Annotated in this window: 20 protein-coding genes; 3 read left to right on the forward strand and 17 right to left on the reverse strand. The window is 43.1% G+C overall.

Going from position 1 to position 17,901, the window contains the following annotated elements; translation table 11 throughout:
* Nucleotides 1-44: 44 nt before the first annotated feature.
* On the forward strand, nucleotides 45-1,187 hold the full coding sequence (locus tag ACE1CD_RS06800) for a universal stress protein (RefSeq protein WP_374822644.1): 1,143 nt from the start codon (nucleotides 45-47) through the stop codon (nucleotides 1,185-1,187).
* A 99-nt stretch (nucleotides 1,188-1,286) separates the two neighbouring features.
* Here ACE1CD_RS06800 and ACE1CD_RS06805 read toward each other — a convergent pair whose 3' ends face one another.
* From ACE1CD_RS06805 to ACE1CD_RS06820, 4 genes are read right to left on the reverse strand one after another with little or no spacing between them, the layout of a single operon-like run.
* Nucleotides 1,287-2,831 (reverse strand): GH3 auxin-responsive promoter family protein, encoded by a 1,545-nt coding sequence (locus ACE1CD_RS06805; protein ID WP_374795380.1) that lies wholly within the window; start codon nucleotides 2,829-2,831, stop codon nucleotides 1,287-1,289.
* Nucleotides 2,831-3,439 (reverse strand): acyl transferase, encoded by a 609-nt coding sequence (locus tag ACE1CD_RS06810; RefSeq protein ID WP_374795379.1) that lies wholly within the window; start codon nucleotides 3,437-3,439, stop codon nucleotides 2,831-2,833. The genes ACE1CD_RS06805 and ACE1CD_RS06810 overlap by 1 nt, the downstream gene beginning before the upstream one ends.
* On the reverse strand, nucleotides 3,436-4,182 hold the full coding sequence (locus ACE1CD_RS06815) for a sterol desaturase family protein (protein WP_374795378.1): 747 nt from the start codon (nucleotides 4,180-4,182) through the stop codon (nucleotides 3,436-3,438). Before ACE1CD_RS06815 ends, ACE1CD_RS06810 begins: the two co-directional genes overlap by 4 nt.
* A 9-nt stretch (nucleotides 4,183-4,191) precedes the next feature.
* Nucleotides 4,192-5,214: a Rieske 2Fe-2S domain-containing protein gene (locus tag ACE1CD_RS06820; protein ID WP_374822647.1), complete on the reverse strand. Its 1,023-nt coding sequence runs from the start codon at nucleotides 5,212-5,214 to the stop codon at nucleotides 4,192-4,194.
* Between the two features lie 211 nt (nucleotides 5,215-5,425).
* Here ACE1CD_RS06820 and ACE1CD_RS06825 point away from each other — a divergent pair, with 211 nt between their 5' ends.
* Together ACE1CD_RS06825 and ACE1CD_RS06830 are read left to right on the forward strand one after the other, a co-directional pair.
* On the forward strand, nucleotides 5,426-5,698 hold the full coding sequence (locus ACE1CD_RS06825; RefSeq protein ID WP_374795376.1) for a hypothetical protein: 273 nt from the start codon (nucleotides 5,426-5,428) through the stop codon (nucleotides 5,696-5,698).
* Nucleotides 5,699-5,709: 11 nt separating this feature from the next.
* A complete protein-coding gene (locus ACE1CD_RS06830) occupies nucleotides 5,710-6,171 on the forward strand; it encodes a type II toxin-antitoxin system VapC family toxin (protein WP_374795375.1) in 462 nt (153 codons plus the stop codon).
* 13 nt (nucleotides 6,172-6,184) lie between these two features.
* On the opposite strand, the gene ACE1CD_RS06835 is transcribed toward ACE1CD_RS06830, so the two are convergent.
* The 13 genes from ACE1CD_RS06835 to ACE1CD_RS06895 all read right to left on the reverse strand — a co-directional run bounded on the left by ACE1CD_RS06835 (nucleotide 6,185) and on the right by ACE1CD_RS06895 (nucleotide 17,901).
* Nucleotides 6,185-6,493: a 2Fe-2S iron-sulfur cluster-binding protein gene (locus ACE1CD_RS06835; protein ID WP_374822649.1), complete on the reverse strand. Its 309-nt coding sequence runs from the start codon at nucleotides 6,491-6,493 to the stop codon at nucleotides 6,185-6,187.
* A complete protein-coding gene (locus tag ACE1CD_RS06840; protein WP_374822652.1) occupies nucleotides 6,486-7,691 on the reverse strand; it encodes a P-aminobenzoate N-oxygenase AurF in 1,206 nt (401 codons plus the stop codon). Before ACE1CD_RS06840 ends, ACE1CD_RS06835 begins: the two co-directional genes overlap by 8 nt.
* A 2-nt stretch (nucleotides 7,692-7,693) precedes the next feature.
* The gene (locus tag ACE1CD_RS06845; protein ID WP_374795372.1) at nucleotides 7,694-8,617 is read right to left on the reverse strand and encodes a ferritin-like domain-containing protein; all 924 of its coding nucleotides are present in this window, start codon (nucleotides 8,615-8,617) and stop codon (nucleotides 7,694-7,696) included.
* Between the two features lie 72 nt (nucleotides 8,618-8,689).
* Entirely contained in the window at nucleotides 8,690-9,802 is a 1,113-nt protein-coding gene (locus tag ACE1CD_RS06850) for a Rieske 2Fe-2S domain-containing protein (protein WP_374822655.1), read from the reverse strand.
* Nucleotides 9,751-10,491 (reverse strand): hypothetical protein, encoded by a 741-nt coding sequence (locus ACE1CD_RS06855; RefSeq protein ID WP_374822659.1) that lies wholly within the window; start codon nucleotides 10,489-10,491, stop codon nucleotides 9,751-9,753. The genes ACE1CD_RS06850 and ACE1CD_RS06855 overlap by 52 nt, the downstream gene beginning before the upstream one ends.
* A 187-nt stretch (nucleotides 10,492-10,678) precedes the next feature.
* A complete protein-coding gene (locus tag ACE1CD_RS06860; protein WP_374795369.1) occupies nucleotides 10,679-11,683 on the reverse strand; it encodes a Rieske 2Fe-2S domain-containing protein in 1,005 nt (334 codons plus the stop codon).
* Between the two features lie 77 nt (nucleotides 11,684-11,760).
* Nucleotides 11,761-12,060: a type II toxin-antitoxin system RelE/ParE family toxin gene (locus ACE1CD_RS06865; RefSeq protein WP_374795368.1), complete on the reverse strand. Its 300-nt coding sequence runs from the start codon at nucleotides 12,058-12,060 to the stop codon at nucleotides 11,761-11,763.
* On the reverse strand, nucleotides 12,057-12,287 hold the full coding sequence (locus tag ACE1CD_RS06870; RefSeq protein ID WP_374795367.1) for an addiction module protein: 231 nt from the start codon (nucleotides 12,285-12,287) through the stop codon (nucleotides 12,057-12,059). The genes ACE1CD_RS06865 and ACE1CD_RS06870 overlap by 4 nt, the downstream gene beginning before the upstream one ends.
* 44 nt (nucleotides 12,288-12,331) lie before the next feature.
* A complete protein-coding gene (locus tag ACE1CD_RS06875) occupies nucleotides 12,332-12,742 on the reverse strand; it encodes an Mpo1-like protein (protein WP_374822662.1) in 411 nt (136 codons plus the stop codon).
* Between the two features lie 9 nt (nucleotides 12,743-12,751).
* On the reverse strand, nucleotides 12,752-14,464 hold the full coding sequence (locus ACE1CD_RS06880) for an amidohydrolase family protein (RefSeq protein WP_374795365.1): 1,713 nt from the start codon (nucleotides 14,462-14,464) through the stop codon (nucleotides 12,752-12,754).
* Nucleotides 14,465-14,550: 86 nt separating this feature from the next.
* On the reverse strand, nucleotides 14,551-15,438 hold the full coding sequence (locus tag ACE1CD_RS06885) for a hypothetical protein (protein WP_374822665.1): 888 nt from the start codon (nucleotides 15,436-15,438) through the stop codon (nucleotides 14,551-14,553).
* A complete protein-coding gene (locus ACE1CD_RS06890; RefSeq protein WP_374795363.1) occupies nucleotides 15,435-16,502 on the reverse strand; it encodes a DNA-methyltransferase in 1,068 nt (355 codons plus the stop codon). The genes ACE1CD_RS06885 and ACE1CD_RS06890 overlap by 4 nt, the downstream gene beginning before the upstream one ends.
* Nucleotides 16,503-16,611: 109 nt before the next feature.
* The gene (locus ACE1CD_RS06895; protein WP_374795362.1) at nucleotides 16,612-17,901 is read right to left on the reverse strand and encodes a glycosyltransferase; all 1,290 of its coding nucleotides are present in this window, start codon (nucleotides 17,899-17,901) and stop codon (nucleotides 16,612-16,614) included.

Raw genomic sequence — 17,901 nt, forward strand, 5'->3', positions numbered from 1 at the left:
TTTTAAATTGGTATTTTAAAAATTATTCTTTTTGCTCCAATTAAATGTATCAACCACAAGCATCTTCACCAGATAGTAGCTACATCCGTCCGGCGCGTCGCGGTAAGCATAAAATTTTTATTGGTATGGCTCCAGGCGTGGGTAAAACTTTTAAAATGTTGGAAGAAGGACACACTTTGAAACGAAATGGTGTGGATGTGGTAATTGCTTTGTTGGAAACTCACGGACGCAAGGAAACCGCCGCCAAAGCAGAAGGCTTGGAAATGATTCCCCGCCAACAAATAAGCCATAATAGTTTAGTGCTAACGGAAATGGATACCGATGCTATTATTGCTCGCCAACCGCAGCTTGCTTTAGTGGATGAATTAGCACATACAAATATTCCAGGTTCTCAGCGAGAAAAGCGCTACCAAGATGTGGAAGTTATTTTGGCGGAAGGAATTGATGTATATTCCACAGTTAATATTCAGCACTTAGAAAGTTTGAACGATTTGGTAGCTCGAATTACCGGAATTGTTGTGCGAGAACGCATTCCCGATCGCTTTTTGGAAGAAGCTGATGAAGTTGTTGTCGTCGATGTCACTCCCGAAACTCTAGAAGAACGTCTGCGGGAAGGCAAAATTTATGCGATGGAGAAAGTAGAGCAATCATTGCAGAACTTTTTCCAACGTCGTAATTTAATTGCTTTAAGAGAACTAGCGCTGCGCGAGGTAGCTGATAATGTAGAAGGAGATGCTGTTGCAGAAGCCACCCGCACTAGCAACGGTGAAAATTTAGAAGTACAAAATATCAGCGTTCACGAACGGGTATTGGTTTGCGTTTCCACCGAACCAAATTCAGTACAGCTTCTGCGGCGGGGAGCCAGAATTGCTGGTTACATGAATGCTCCTCTTTATACGCTGTTCGTTGATAATCCCGATCGCTTTCTCACCAAGACAGAAGCACTTCATGTGGAAACCTGCGAACGTTTGTGCCGAGAATTTGAAGGAGAATTTTTGCGAGTGTCAGGGTATAACGTTCCGGAAGAAATTGCCAAAGTTGCCAAGTCTTACCGCATTACTCAAATTGTTTTGGGAAGAAGTCGAAAATCTCGTTGGAAAATTTTGCTGCGTGGCTCTTTTATTGATAATTTGATCCGGTTACTTCCCCAAATAGATATTCATATCATCCGCACACAAAATAAATAATTGTACGACGACCTAGCTATAAAGGGCGATTGATTTTGCTCACCCTCACTACTGGGCTGCATTTGTACTGATTGGCAATCCCTGGTAGGAAAGTAGCGTCTAGGGACTAGGAGAAGAAAAATACACTTGTAGGAGTGCAAAGTTAATAGGCGATGTTACGAGAATGGGATGTTTAATGCCACCCCAAATACTCCCGGTGCGAACGCGGTACAAAGCTAATACTTCCGGAATTTGAGGAGAGATTAAAACCTGTGGTGGTGCAAGTTGATCGAGTAATCGGGCGCGGTGATACTGGCTTGATTCTGACAAAGCACGATCGAGATTTTGAGCAAGGATATCGGGCGTTTGTTTGGCCGAATCGAGTAATAGGATATAGTGAGGTGGATTGGCGACTGGAACTAAGCTTTTAAAACTGGTTCCTTGCAGATTCAACTCTTCCAAAATATGGCGCACAAAGGTTTCTTGCAGTTTTTCGCCAACTAAATCGCTAATATTTTGATGTCGCCCCAGAAACTCTAAGCAGGGAGTATGGCGATACCAATGAGTCACCTGAATGCGATCGCCTATTCGATAGCGATACAAACCGCCTTTTTGGGATAAAATAATTGTGTATGCCTTTCCGGTGGTAAGTTCGTGCAATTTATGTAAGGAACCTTTATCGTCTTCAAACTCGAAAAAGACTCGATCGAGAACTGGCACGTACCCCTCAGCTTCAATTAACGGAATTGTCATCGGGGCTTCAGTAGCTAACAAACCTTTACCCTGAACCAAAACACCTGGAAATTGCGATCGCAGTCCATTTGCCCCATCTGCTGCATTTGCACTATCCCAGCAAGAAATCAGCTTTAAGTTTGACCAGAGTTGTGTCCAGGGAATTTTAGTATCAGCGAGAAGTTGGAGACGATCGCGTGAGATTTTGTGTTGTAATTCTGCTACTAATAACTTCTGATTTGCCTGGATATAATTTAAATGCACCTGGAGGAAACTCGGACTCCAAACAGAAATAATTTCCAATTTTTCCGCCTGCAACAATGCTAAAGCAAGCTGATGTTTAAATAGGTGCGGATCGCGCAGGCGATCGAGTTTATCCGGCATCACCAACCAGGGACGTAGAAACCACTGCAACCAACCGTCCAGGTAATCCAGGTCATCTTGCAGAGATAAGGAACTATCTTTTTTGGTATTCGCTTCATCTAATTGAGGTGAAATACAGGCGTAGAGCTTTCCTGTTGAGAATCGAGGCCCATGTTGGATCAGATCGTTTGCCCAAACACAAAACATATGATTGAAAGATTTTCGTAGCGAGCGCGTGTAAGGAATCCACTTAACTGCGCCACTACTTCCAGAGGTTTTTTCATAAAACAAAATGGGTTCGGGAGTTAGGGGAATTCGATCGCGTTTGGGATGTTGATTTTGCTCTCCTAAAATCCAAGGTGCAAGTGCGTCATAATCGACGATCGGCACGCGCTGCCAATCTGCTACAGAACGAATTCCCAAGGATTTGCCATACTCGCTTTGAATGAGGCGATCGCAGATATCTTTCTGTACAGATGCCTGAGTTAATTGCGGGTTATCCAGCGCTAGATGAAATCGATGAGCAGTTGGTGCAAGAAGTTGCCCAAACAGTTGAATTAACTGACGCATTATTTCACCTTTTGATTGGGGTAAAGATTAGTGGTGACTGGTAGATAGGTGCCATCCCGAATAACTACACCAGGGGCGAGATGCGAGCCTGCGCCCACAAATACATCATTGCCAATTTTGACTTTTTTGACATACAACATCAAGTTTTGTTTGCGGGGTTTAATAATGTGAGAATAGATGCCAACGCGATGTCCAATTACAACGCGATCGCCTATTTCCAAAAAACCGCGATCGGCAATCTCTAATCCTGGTGTCCAATACACATTTCGCCCTACTTTAGCACCCCACAAACGCAACCAGCCGGAAAATGCGCCCGGAATCAATCTCAACACTGCCTCTAAAGCGGGAATCGCAATATAAATAGCCTGGATTTGATGGCTTCCCCACCAAGGACTGTACTCTTTTCCCCGCAAATAACTAATTCCCTCCCGCACCGGATACATCCACTGATGCAATCGGTAGACTAGCACTGGCAAACCGTAGAGAGAACCCAGAATCGCCATTCCACTTACGATACCGGGAGAATGTGCAAAGTAGAGAAATCCCATCCCAGTTAGCAGTAAAACAAGGGTAGGAAAGAACAACAAAATCGTACTCAGGAGTGTCATGAAAACGGAAATAAAAGTTTTTGAGTCAAGGTTAATTGGGTGGCGGTGCCGATTTCGGTTGGCAATTCACTACCTTCATGATAAGTTCCATACAACCTATCCCAAAGTTTCAGATTCGCACCATAATTGCAGTGAGGTGATTGACTGGAATGATGCCATGAGTGATCCTGTGGCAGAATCAACCAAGGAGATAGGCAACGGTAAAGCCAACTAGGTGAAGGAATTGTCAGTCGGCTGTGTCGCCATAAATCTAGAGCAGAAGTTAAACTAACTCCTAAAAGATAGCCTGTTGGATCGGCTAGCAAGTACAGAAATAGGGCATGAACCCACAGATAAACAATTAGAAAGCTCGCCCAAATGGTGTTGCGAGATGTACCCAAAACATCTAGATCGGTTACAGTGTGATGCACCTGATGGATCTGCCAGAAGCGAGCAAAGTGCAAGAGGCGATGATTCCAGTAATAGAGATAATCAACTCCAACAAAGCTAAGTATAAATGTAAAAATTAGAGGCAGCTTAAGAGATTCCTGCGCTATGGGTAGCCAGTGACGATAAAACTGATAAATTAACGTAACTTGCAGTACGGGAATCAAAATTCCTTGCACAAACAACCCGGCACTATCGAGTAACCAATCTTCTAGAGATTTGGCTTTGAGTTGAGTTCGACCGTATTTATCGAATATTGTCCATCCAACCAATCCGATAAAAGCAACAAAAACAAGAAGTTGTGCAATGATTTGCATAGCTAAATTTTATACCCAAAATGTAACTTTAACCGATTGATGGGGTAGTTTGCGCGGATCTTCGCCACGAGCGATCGCATCTCGAATGGACTCCACAAACACATGAATTGTATCGGCGGGTGTATGAGAAAATTGCGTGCCGTATTTGGCGATCGTTTCCCCCTGAATGCCCAGAATTTTGACATCCTGTTGAATAATATGTTGCGCTGTCCATCGCACAAAGGGACGCGCCAGTTTATTCCAGATTCCGTAGTTATAAGTAACATCCGTGTAAACTAGCGTTGAATTTTCCGTTTCTGGAACAGATTGACTTGTAATGAACAAATGGCGATTGTCTCCCATGTTGTATTCTACACAGGTAATATTCGGAAAATAAAAGCGATCGCTATGTTTAATTTCAACACCTTGCCTATTGAGAAAACGGCTATACCATCCCAGATTGTTAGTTTCGTTACGATACTCTACCAAAACCGAACCATTGCAGCGTTCTACAATCATCTCTAACTTTTGTTGGCGGGAAGTACGGAAAATACCAGGATGAACAAAGGCTGTGTGGGGAATATCAATAAAGTTTTCCACACAATTGGTAACGTTGTTGGCAAAACGGTTAATTACCCGCACTGTCTCCCACCCAGGTTCTTGATAATGAGGCATGGAAAAGGGATGAAAATCTTCGCTCAAGTTGTCAGATAATCGCACATAAACATAACCATCCTGTTCTTTTGTTGCGTAACATTTGGCGCGACGCTGCTGGGAAGGTTTGAACGAATCTCCTTCAGCAGGAACAGCAATAACCTTACCATTTCGATCGTATATCCAAGCATGATAAGGACATTGCAATGCACCGCGACAAACTTTTCCTGTGGAGAGGCGGCTATTGCGATGCAAACAGCGATCGCGCAACGCCACAGCTTGTCCATCTTCTGCGCGAAAAATTGCCAGCCATTCTCCTAAGAGCGATCGCGCTAAAACAGCGTTCGGTTTTAAGCGATCGCTCAGTGCGACAATGTACCAAAAATCTGCAAATTGCATACAGTAGAGTTTATGAGGTGGATATGCTGAAAACGCTTTGGGTTAGTGCTAGACAAAGGAAAGAAGAAGTTGAGTTTTGCCTTCAAGCCAGTCAAACATCACTATATACAGTTTGGAACAACACTGAGGATAATGTCTATAAACTGACATCGATAGCCAGCAAGGTATCGCAGTTGCTATAATAATTAAATATTCAAAATAGGCAAAATTTATGATGGCGCATGAAACATCTAGTCAGTTGACCGTAAAAGAATTGTTGCTTAAGGAGATCGATCTAACCTCAGACGATGTTTTGGAAGAGTTGCTAGATTTCGTTCTATTCATCAAAACGAGGCGTACACAAAAGAAATCTACAGCCGCATCTTTGTTAAAATATGCAGGTACTTGGCAGGGAGACGATCTTGAGGATTGTCTCCAGCTCGTTCGTGAAACTCGCGATCGCTTCTACATTCCTAATGATGAAGCCAATGATGAAGAAATTTAGCCTATAAATCCATGTATTTATTAGATACAAATCACTGTAGCTATATTCTTCAGGGTAATCCTGATGTCTGTAATCGTTTTCAAGAGCTTGGGCAAAATCTGGTTGCAATTTGTCCCATTGTTCAAGCAGAACTAATCTTCATGGCTCAAAACTCACAGCGACAGTTGGAAAATATTGAAAATGTTCGCAACTTTATTCAAGATATAGAAATCTATCCAATTACATCCATAACTGCGGAAATTTATGGTGAATTTAAAGCAGAATTAATTCGTCATTTTGGCGCAAGAGAGAAAATTAAGCGACGACGAACTAAATTATCTGATATTGGTATTCAAGAAAGTGATTTGTGGATTGCGTCAATTGCTATCCAACACAATCTCACACTTGTTTCTGCCGATCGCGATTTTCAAAGAATCCAAGAAGTGCGTTCTCTTTCTATAGAAACTTGGTATTCTCCTCCAACAGAAGCTTAACAAATGTAATCGCCTATTTACGGAATGTCTTGTCATCTTTGAACCTGCAAATCTCTACATCGGCTGTCAGGTCAATTTGACAAGCTAATCGAGCATTCGGAACATTGGGAGCCAAAGTATCCAACATTTCCTGTTCATCTGTTTTGGCAGCAGGAATATCACCAGTAACTTCAACTAAACAAGTTCCGCAGATTCCAGTCCGACAGCCAAACAAGACAGGTGAATTTTGAATCGTGAGATGTTCGGATAAATTTTGATGCGGTTGCAAAGAAATGGGGGGATAATCAGTTCCGGGAAAGGAGATTGTATATAAATCAGACACGGCAGAAAGCCTCTTGATGTTGTTGTTCAAAGCGTTGAAAAGCACTTTTTTGATTTTTCAAATATTGAGGAATTGAATTAGATGCCATCAGTGACATTTCGCGATTGCGTTTCCACAGGTAATCGAGTTTTTCAACATAGACTTTATAAGATTCCATCGCTTCCTGATGCGTTAAATAACTGCGGTGTAATCCTTCTGACTCTTCGGTAAAACAGCGTCGCATCATTTCTTTAGCCTCTATGTCGGTTAGAGCGAAAAGAGGCGATCGCAACACGCGATAAATCTTGCCATACAGCGCCGGATCGTACCAAAAAATCCCATTAATCGCAGCCGAAAAGTGAAAGTGATCGCGCTGACATCCCCATAATCCTAAATTAGCGATCGAACTTTCAAATGCAGTCGGCGGCGCAAGGCAAGTGACAACATCGTGAGATATAATCGTCGAACTATTGAAATGAAAGCTTTCATCCAAAAAGTGATAATAAGAAATTTTAGCGGGAATGGGTGCTTCGTCTTGATGGGGATGTTTCTGATAATAGTTGCTGAGTTTGTGTTGGATCAATTTACCATTTAACGTCCGCACTCCTCTAACTGTGAAATACTGACAAGCCAAAAAGGTATTATTTGCCGAAATTAATCCAAAGTATTGCAATTGCATCTTTTTCCACCAAGTTTTCAGCGCATTGGTGTCGGCATAAACCATTGTTTCGGTAAAGGGACTTCGCATTGGGTAGGTAAAGATATGCTCTCCAAACAAAGCTTGCTCGACTTGTTTGGCAATAGTGCGAAATGCGTTGATATGAGCGCGTTCTTGAGAAGATTCCAAATCTAAAGTATCGCAGATTAAACGAAAGTCTTCTTGCGCGTAAAGTCCGGCTGCACTGGTTTGATTGAAGAAGATTGTCGCAATTTCAGCGGAGACTATTTGGGAGTAGTAGGCTACCCAGTAAAGCTGATTTAAAATGACGCGCTGATGTTGGCTGGATTGTTCCCATAAAGGCGTACCGTACAGCAGCGAAAACTCTTCTGGATTCCAATATTCGTTTTGGCAATCTTCATAACGAAAGTGTCCGACTGCTGCATCGATCGCAGCAGTGCGATCGTGCTGTTTGTTGCGTGTGTAATTAATTTGCAACTTGCGATATATCGTTGGATTATCTGACAGTTGCTCAACAGTTTGTTTGAAATCGTATTTCATATTTAATCCACGCATTTATGAGCGGGTAGTGGTTCAAAATATCCGCGTTCTTCTAACGCTTGGACGATCGGATCTCCAGACCCCCCCTGCATGAGCGATCGCAGCAGTTTTAATCGCATCCCGCTGTGAGTTTCCGTATCCAATTCTTGCAGAATTTGAATTTTTTGCGATCGCGACAGATGTCCCATCACCCGTTCGATCGCTGTCAGCACGCTTTGCGGGCCCACCTGTACCATCATAAGGAACCTTGCCAACAGTTCGATAATTAATGTTTGACTAGATTGTGAAATAGAAATTTCCTCAAACAATAAACTTCCCGTAGCATGATGGCGTGCTTCTGCGTCCAAAAAACTAGAAAAAAGCTCCGCAAGAACTTGATGGCGACATTCCTTTGCCAGTCGGCGGTAATGACTTAAACCCCATCCTTCTAACACCACTTGTAACACAAACAACAGCACCGTTTTATCTGCACTTTCAACTACTTCTGCTAATAACCGCAGAAACGGATTTTCGCTGGCAATTTGTGCCATTTCCGGCCAAAAATAACCAAGCTGACTGAGGTGAGTAGCTTCATCAGCCGCAAACAATCCATAGAGCATTCGCTCCTCAACTGTTTCTGCTAACAACACCATTTTTGCCATGTAGCCAACGCCTGCTTTCTCTATGAAATAGGATTCTTCTAACAAGCTGCGATTAGTTAATTGCAGAATAGCAGATTTTTCGGCATCACTTGCAGCTTGAAAAATTTTGACTCGATCTAGGTTAAAAAATGCAGCGTCCCAATACTCGCATTCACGGTACGAATTAACTGTGCAATTTACCCGATGCGGCAATGCTGCTGTGAGTATGCGCCGCAATCGATCGTCAGATTCTGTATGCGGTAAGTCAAGTCCAGACACTGAATATTTTAAATTTTTATTTGTCATAATCGAGCATTAAAGAAGTAGATGAAATTACGCAAATAAACCGGGTTTCTCTGAAAAATCTATTGGTAACTATTACGAAGAAACCCGGTTTCTGGCCTCGTCGTGCGTATTATCCTCTGAGTAATTCGCAGCTTCCCAATTTCCCCAATTTAAAACTTTCTGGCGATTGACGTGCTGGATAAATTCTAGAATTGAGCGATCGGCTTTTGTAGGAGTCTTCAAATCGAATTGAATCGTTTGAAATACTTGCGTATCCCCCTTCGCAAAGTAATTACCAACCTGCTGCGTTAACCACAGTAAACCCCGGTTTATACCCCATCCCAAACATCCCGATCGCTTGCGAGTCACCAAAATAGTTTGTCCTTCTGTTTTACCGCCTTCTATCATTCGCAAAGCAAACATAATATAGAAGTGCAGGAAATCGGGGCCAAGCGTTACTGTCCCGGTGCTTCCATACCAATAGCACATACTGTAGGTCACTTCATTCTGATATAGAGGACGAATCAGACGAATTAACCAGGAATCATCACCTCCCCGCGTAGTGTTGCTAAAAGTAATCGCATTAGATTTCAGTTCTTGCGAATCAAATACAATCTCCAAGGGCAGATTGTGTACTGTATTGAAATGATGGGCATCGATCGCATTAATTAGCAGCACATTGGGATGACAATTTTTGACAAACCGAGCCCCCAAAATATAATCGCATTCTACCTCTTCCAGTTCCGGTACAAACGGAAGCGAACTTGGCTTTTCTTCTCCCACCCAAACCCAAATCATGCCGTACTTTTCTTCAGTTTGCCAAGTTTTGATACATACAGGTAGCGGTTTAACAAGCGAAGGAATATCTACACAAATTCCCTCAGCATCGTATTTCCAGTTATGGAAAAAACAGCGAATTCCATCCCCATCCACCTTTCCCTCTGCCAAATGAGCGCCCATGTGAGGGCAATAGGCATCGATCGCCACTACCTGACCGCTGAAACCCCGATAAATTGCCAAATTTCTACCCAAAAGTGTGACAGCTTTTACCCTGCCAACTTTTAATTCCCTGGATAGCAATGCCCAGTACCATCCTTCTATAAATTGTGTCGGATTGTTAAACGTCGAGTGTGGCTTGTTAGGAGACATAGAAGTCAAATCAGAACAGTGTCTTGCACGAATTGTAGCGGCGATTTTGCTTGCCACATACGTTGTCCAGCACGGGTCAAATTATCATAACGTATTTCAGTCAAACAAACCAATTCATCACCCAGTCGATAGCCAGGATTTTTTTCTTCAAAAAACTGGATGTGAGGATTCGTCTGTCGTCCTGTCGGGATTTCAATTAACCCCTCTTTAAGAATTTGCGGATGTTTGAAACGGACAATTCCCATCGCTTCTTGGTAAGAGTTGCCATAATATTCCCGCGCCAAACTCGCCATCAGATTCGCAATTCGATCGGGTGTTGCTGCATCGTAGCGGGGATAGAAATCTTGCCAAAAAATCGGCAGAAAGCGGTACGTGCGAAAACCAGAACAAATTAGCAGCCAGTACAGTTTGTTTTCCGCATAGTGTTGGCGCAGAAAATTGACGGCGGCGATCCAAGTACGGGGTAAAGTTGTACTTGACCAAGCGCTAGGATCGACGATCGTATCGCCAGAATAAACAACGCTGATTTGCTCTCCGGAAAAAACCGTCTGACACAACATCATCGTCGAAAATCCTTTCAAAGCATTGGATGTTTCGTCCCTCAACAATAACACCCAGTTTTTGCGGTCGAGATCGCTTTGAAAACCATCCCAAGTTACACCTTCAAAGTGATTTTCTAGAAGCGCATACATTGCTGTGCGATCGCATAGACGTAACTTTTCAACGGGAACCAGCCAACTATTCATCGTTTGGGAAGTACCGAGACTCGGTTTTGGGGAATACACTTAACAGTTTACTGAGCAAATTGGCTGGAGATGATGAGCAAGGTGACAGATTTCAAAATGGTTGCTTTCATCATTCATTAGACATCTCTAAAAATTATTGTGGGGTAGGCATCCTGCCTGCCGAGAGAGATTCTTTTGGAGATGTCTATTACTCATCCTTTACAATCCGCGACCATCGAGACGGTTCAAGTTGGTTTACATACTGCATATACTCAGCTAATGGCGCATCAATACTCAGGAGTACGTGCGGATTAAAGCGAATATTGTCATAAATCTTGCCATCCTCATCTCTGAGCATATAGTAAGCCAAACGGGTACACAACAGTAAAAACTGACTGAGCAAATATCCCATAATTCCTTTACGTTTCTCGGTAACGTAAATCGGTTGAATGCGCGTTCTTCCAGGTGCGATCGGAGTGTAAGCATAGAGCATATGAAGTGTCGGAAATAGCCGCACCTTTTTCATCATTGTTAACAAACCGATGCAACCATCTGCATACCGCATCGAATACTCATAGCTAGAGCCTAAAAATCGTTGACCTAACCGTTCGCGAAACGTTGTTTGTGGAAATTCGCCGCGCATAGTAAAGTCAATCTGCGTCCCTAATTCGTTCTGGTGCAGAGATAGATCCATTTTGATATCTAAATGATGAATAGTCTTCAAATGTTGAGCATCAATGCCATTCATCATGCAAATATGGTGATGGCAACTTCTTGCAAATGCAGTATCGGCTTGCGTAACAATTGCTTTACCCTTCAGTTCATCAAAATTAGCAACTCCCTCTAGTGCTTCAGCATCGGGATAAACCCAAATAAACCCATACTTTTCCTCGGTTGCATAAGCTTGCAATTTAGCTTTAGCAGGAATTTCGGATTGACAGGGAATGTTTTGGCAATATCCTGTTTCGTCAAATGCCCAATGATGAAACGCACAGCGAATCCAATTCCCATCAACCTGTCCAATTCCTAAATCTGTTCCCAGATGAGGACAATACGCATCAAGCGCACGCACTCGCCCATCTTCACCCCGAAATACCACAATTCTTTGCCCGCAAACCTCTACAGATTTGGCTTGACCGTGAGATAATTCCCTGCTGGGACAGGCAATATACCAACCCTTAGCAACTACATTCCAATTGTTGAATATCTGCATGATTGAACGTTAGTGTTATACTCTTATCAGTGAAGCTGAGTAAAAATATTCACAATATAATACGCTTATTTTTAATTTTATTCACCACTTCTACGTTCTTGCCAGTAGCCCGGTTCTCGACTACAGTGCATCACAGCCAAAATCAGAATATAATCTGACTCAATTGTATAAAGTATCGCATATGGATACTTTTTCGTCAGACATTGACGAACGTCTTCATCGATTATCCGCCAGCGAGTAGGTGATTCTCTGATGCGAAAAATGGCATCTTCGATCGCATCCACGAATGCCTGAGCTAGCTCCATGCGACGAGCGGCATAATACTGAACAGCTTCAGCATATTCAGTCAGTGCTTCTGGGTGAAAAACGTACCTCATTGGCCAATAATTCTTCTTACCTCAGCCAAAGCTTCTTCCCCTGAAATCCCTTGAACAGCACCGCTGCGGATTTCTTCTCGCCGTCTCTTTGCCTGGGTATTCCAAGCTGTTTGAATTGCTGGCTCTATATCGAATTCAAGGCTTTCTATTAACTTTTCTGCTAGCAGCGCCCTTGATGCACTAGGTAAAGATAATGCTTCTTGGGTCAATTGTTCGAGGGATAGCATACTTACGACGACTGTCTTTAAAAGAATTCTACCATTATCATAGCTTAATTCCCTTTTGACTGATACTTTCGCAACACTTCTTGCCGTTGCTGAATATCCTCTCCATACTTGCCTAACAAAACCCTCAAGAGCATTCGACCCAAACAGCGAGAAGCCCGCCAAGAAAATACCGCATCTTGTAAATCGATATGACTTCTTTCAAATAACAAATGTCCGCTCAAACCGACTAACTGAGTCAGAGGCAAACCCAAGAGTAACCAGAAATTTTGCAACTTCCAGGCGGAAAAGAGCAAACCGTAAAAAATGAATATCCCCACAATATGTAGAGCGACATTAATTGGGTGCTGGTGTTTGAGAACAAAAATATCCCAGTAATCTGTAAAGGGATGATCCAGAGTGCGATCGTCAATCCGATTTCTCAATTTTTGTTGAAGATTGGCATTGCTTTCAGTCATAGAATTTATTCATACAAAGCACGGAGATAAGATTGTTCCCAGACGTTCTCTACCTAAGCGATCGCAAACTTTACCTCGATCGACAACCTGAATCCCATTAATATAAACAGCTTCTATAATATCATCCGAACCGCGTTTGACCATCCGATGTTCGCCATCCAGAATCGCATCTGAGATTTCCACTTGGGGACTGATGGGTTGATTGAGAGCGTTGGGATCGAGTAAAACGAGATCGGCTTTAGCACCAATTTTCAGGACTCCCGTATCGAGGCGAAACCAACAGGCGGGTTCTCCCGTGACGCGAGCGATCGCAAATTCCGGTGCGAGGAACTTCGTCACAACCGCTTGCTTGAGCAAAGATAACGCTCCATCATAGTAACCCAGATTACGCACATGAGCGCCAGCATCCGTAAAACCGGGCAAAATATAGGGGTGTTGCATCAGCGCCAAACGCGGTTCTAAGCGATCGTTCGCTCCCGTCGCCACCCAACGCAAATCTGTGTCGTACTTTTGCAACACTTCCATAAAAAAATCTACAGGTTCTTGTTGCTTTTGAGCGGCAATTTCCGCCAAACTTAACCCTTGCCAACTTGTTTCCGGACAGCGCACAATTTCCATTAAATCTAACTGACGATGGAATGATTTACGCCAATTATTTAGCCATTCTTGGCGAAACTGACGGCGAAAAGTTTCCGACTCCCATAATTTTTGCCGTTCTTGTCGCGAGTTGCAGCTATTCAGTTGTGCGCCTGTCGGGAATTCTTCAAATAAAGGAGTGACGGAACCATCAGAGTAAATCGTGAATGGTTCGGTCAAAGTTTGAAAGCGAACATTGCCCTTGAGAATGCGGTTCCAGATGAATAGAAGCGGAGAAAATAATCGCCACAGTTTGCGATCGTGTACGGCATCCAGCGCCGATAAAACGGTCAATCTTAAAGGTTTTTGCCCAATTCCCGCTCCCATCCGCATAATATCGAGAAACGAAGCAAGTCGCTGCAAATTCGGCGTAACTTGAAAGACTAAATCTCGTTCCCGACAGAGAGCCGCTAGCATAGCATATTCTTTCAATTTGGCGTGTTGAGATGGAATTGTGCAGCCGCGCCATTCTCCACTCATTCTATGCCAAGGAAACATATCAATTGAAATTCCAAGAAATCCCGCCTCTAAAGCATCTACCGCAATTTCCTGCATCGTTTTTAGCTCGGATTCTGTTGGTTGAACAGTTAAGCTGCGTTCCAATCCCATCACATGAGCGCGTAAGGCACTATGCCCAAATAGTGGCGCAACATTAGCACCAAGCGGTAATTGCTGTAAATGTTCTAAATATTCTGCGGGTGTCTGCCAAGAAACCGATTGTTTCAACCATTTGGCAATCAGTTGGTGGGAAAGCGTTTCGACTCTCTGAAAAATATCTGCCAGCATTTGCGGCGCACCAATCGCAACAGACAAGCTGCAATTACCAATGACAACGCTGGTAACCCCATGACGCACCGATTCGCTCAATCCCGGTGCAATTTCTAACTCTAAATCGTAGTGGGTGTGAATATCGATGAATCCCGGCGTCACCCACAAGCCGGAAGCATCTACAACTTGATGAGCATGAGAGGGAAGAGAGGATGCGATCGCCACAATCTTACCATTTTGAATGCCAATATCTCCCCGCACTGGTGCAGAGCCCAAACCATCGAAAATTAACCCATTTTTAATCAGCAAATCTAACATAATTATTTGTTTTTTTTGCTTGTTACCTGTAATTAACCCTGGAGCGATCGCATCCTACCCAGCAAATTATTTCTGTTTGGTAATTTTTAGCTATCATCAGCAACATCCTCATGTGTAGAAACTGGTAAGGGTTGTCCCACAGACAACAAAGTACTTTGTGGTAGTTTTTCCTCAATTTGTCTCAACATTGCCTCAAGTTCCACTCTTGGGCTGGTTTGTAAACCAAGACACTGTGCAATTCCATTTGCGTCGGTACTCCACCGTTCAGTGAGTTGAATGCGGTAGCCTGAAGTTTCGGAAAGTAGTTCATAAGAGTGAAAGTGCATGGGGTCTCCGAGACGCGGAGCTTGAATATGCTCAAAGGAGAATTCCCGTTTCATGTAATCAATAAGGCAATCTTGAACTACTAGAACAAGATGTTTACTGAGATGTTCAAATGTGTGAATTTTATGGTGGAGTTGCATCAAGATTGTCTTCGCAGTCATTTTCCAGTTCATACCAAAGCCTTTTGTCGATGCAACATCTACATCTCTTACGGGCAAACCATGATTTTGAAGAAAGCGTTGTCGTTCGGGCCAGACTGTACCAGTGGTGTCGAGCGTTTGCAATTCTATGCCAATAAAATCAATAACTTTTCCCAAACGTACAGATGCAAGGCAGTAATCAATGCTACCTCCAGGCACTGAAATTTCAGGAACAATCCGAAGTTCATTACCGGGTTGATGTAGTGTCAATAAATGAAGACAATCGATAAAGATTTGGCTGCGTTCAAGAAGTCGAAAGGGGCAAATGATGATGTTTCGCGATTCTCTCCCATAAGAGACGGTGCAGGTGCCAATAGTAATATCAGGCTCACTTTTCCGATTTTTGAGGCATTTGCGAGCTAAAAATGGACAGGTTTGACCAGATACAATGTCACTCAAAGAAAGTGATTGGTTAGTAGAATGTCCATATAATTCAGTAACTTTAGTCATAGAAGCAGCCCACACCTTTCACGAGCAACAGCAATGTATTCATCTGAGATATCAATTCCAATCGATCTACGTTCTAGTTGAAATGCAACAAGGTTTGTTGTACCTGTACCCATAAATGGATCTAGGACAACGCCATCTTTTGGACAGGTTGCCAGAATTGGAATTTTACACAGATCCTCTGGGTAAGGTGCAAAGTGGAGTGTTCGCTTTTGAGTATCCTCCGGAATAATGTCCCAAACATCACCGGGTTTACTGCCGTTAGGGTGGTATCTGAGAAAGTAGAAACCGCGTTCGGCGAGTTCACGCGCTCGTCCAGAAACTCTTGCCGAATCAGAATGTGTGGTTCGTTGCTGACCGCGAATAATCATGCGAAAATCAGAGATTTTACCGACGCGGACTTCTTCTAATACTTCATTAAGAGCTTTTAGTGCATTGGTACGTTCTGAATCGTTAAGTGCTGTAGATAACTCAATTTGTCGGCGATAGCGTATACCAGAAACACCCGTCGCAGAAACTACGGAACCATTCACAATTTTGGCTTGTCTCGGCTTTGAGCGGATTGCATCAACATCATAAAAGTAGCGATTTGTTTTGACAAAATGGAAGACAGGTTCATATATGTTTCGCAGCTTGTCTTTCGCATTGTCGGGTGAGCCTTTTACTTTATTCCAAATAACATTATTGCGAAGAAGCCAACCCTGTCTATCGGTCATTGCAAGTGCAACTCGCCAAGGTATACCAATCAGAGATTTACGCTGATACGCATCTCCGATATTTAGCCAAAAAGAGCCTGTAGGTTTAAGAATGCGTTTAAGTTCGGAAAAAATTGCAAGCAAAGTATTAATATAGTCTTCCCATTTACCCTCAAGCCCAATTCCTCCATTAATGTAAGCTCTTTGACCCCAATAAGGCGGAGATGTTATTACACAATCAATGCTATCAGAAGGAAACAGTTTTAAAAGCGCATAAGTGTCACCCTGTAAAAACAGTGGGATACGATCTAATGAGGTTAGATAATCTTTGACCGCACCCAAGGCTTTTAAAGGTTCGTTCTCCTCGGTCATGGCTACACCTGAACATTTCATCATACCACTATACTTGAATTCGGGTATTTTTTGGTGCAAACGTTTATTACTTAAAGAACTAACTACGTAATTATGAACTATAGGGCACTTAACCAGTTCGACCATAATGTTCGGTTTTTATCCACTGCTCGCGCCTCCCTTTCACACACATCCTTAAAGTTACCACAATCATCACTGGAATCCAATGCACCATGTAGAGAGAGCCTTGAATGGTTGCCCAAAGCAAAGACCATCCTCGCAAATCTTGAAATTGGTAAACTCCAGCGATAAAACCAACTGTCAGAATGATACTGAGTAGTGTTTGCAGTGGCAATAAAATCGGATGATGGCTATAAAATATTGTCCATAGTAAGTCAGGAATAAGCCCGATTGGGAGCAGAAATTGCAACAGATAAAACAATAGTAAATCAATTTCTTTCGCCCAACCTAGTGTCAGGATTTGGGGGAAGTAATCCAGATAACGCTGATAGCCACCTTCTGCCCAACGGCAATGTTGATGCCAAAGATTTCTCCAAGTAGTTACACCTTCTTCCTGAATGGCTGGATTCGTGACAAAGGCAAGTTCAGCGTCTACTAGGTAAAGTTTAAAGGTAAGATCGAGATCCTCTGTGCCCGTGTCCTCATTCCAACCGTTACACTTTTCTAGTAGTTCCCGACGCACTAACATTCCATTACCCCGTAGCTCAGACATTCCGGCAACGGCAATGCGATGGATTTGTAGAAAACAATCACAACTCATTTCCATTTGCTGACAACGAGTTAAGAAATTAGTATCGGCTTTAGAAATATTTTTTCGTACTTGCACTGCACCGATCGCCCTATCCTGAAACAAGGGTACTGTTTGCCGCAGAAAATTAGCAGGAACGAGAGCATCGGCATCGCAGATTAGCACAATCTCTCCTTGGGTAGAGGGAAAAACGGCATTTAGCGCCCCTGCTTTACTGCCTTTCGATGATCGTCGATGCACCTGTAATGTGGGAAATTGAGTTTGTAATTTGTTCAAAATCTGGGGGGTTTCATCGGTACTGCCATCATCAATAATCCAAATATCTAGGAAATCGATCGCATAGTTGAGTTGGAATAAGCTATGAACTAAATCGGCTAAAACTGCACTTTCATTTTTGGCGGGAACCAAAATCGAAACTTTAGGCAAATCAGTATTGTCCTCGATCGCCACAGCGATCGGTTTTGCCATCAGCATCCGTACCGTTTGAACTGCCAAAACTGCGGTTAATCCCACCATAAACCACTGCGTCTGCGGTTGCCAGTGCAGCAAACTCACGATACCCCAGACAAGTAAAACTACCAGAGTTGCCTTGAGACGACGATCGCGATCGACGCGAACATCATTATTTGACCGATCGATACTTGTTCCCAC

Source organism: Aerosakkonema sp. BLCC-F183, from assembly GCF_041929145.1.
Classification (GTDB): domain Bacteria; phylum Cyanobacteriota; class Cyanobacteriia; order Cyanobacteriales; family Aerosakkonemataceae; genus Aerosakkonema.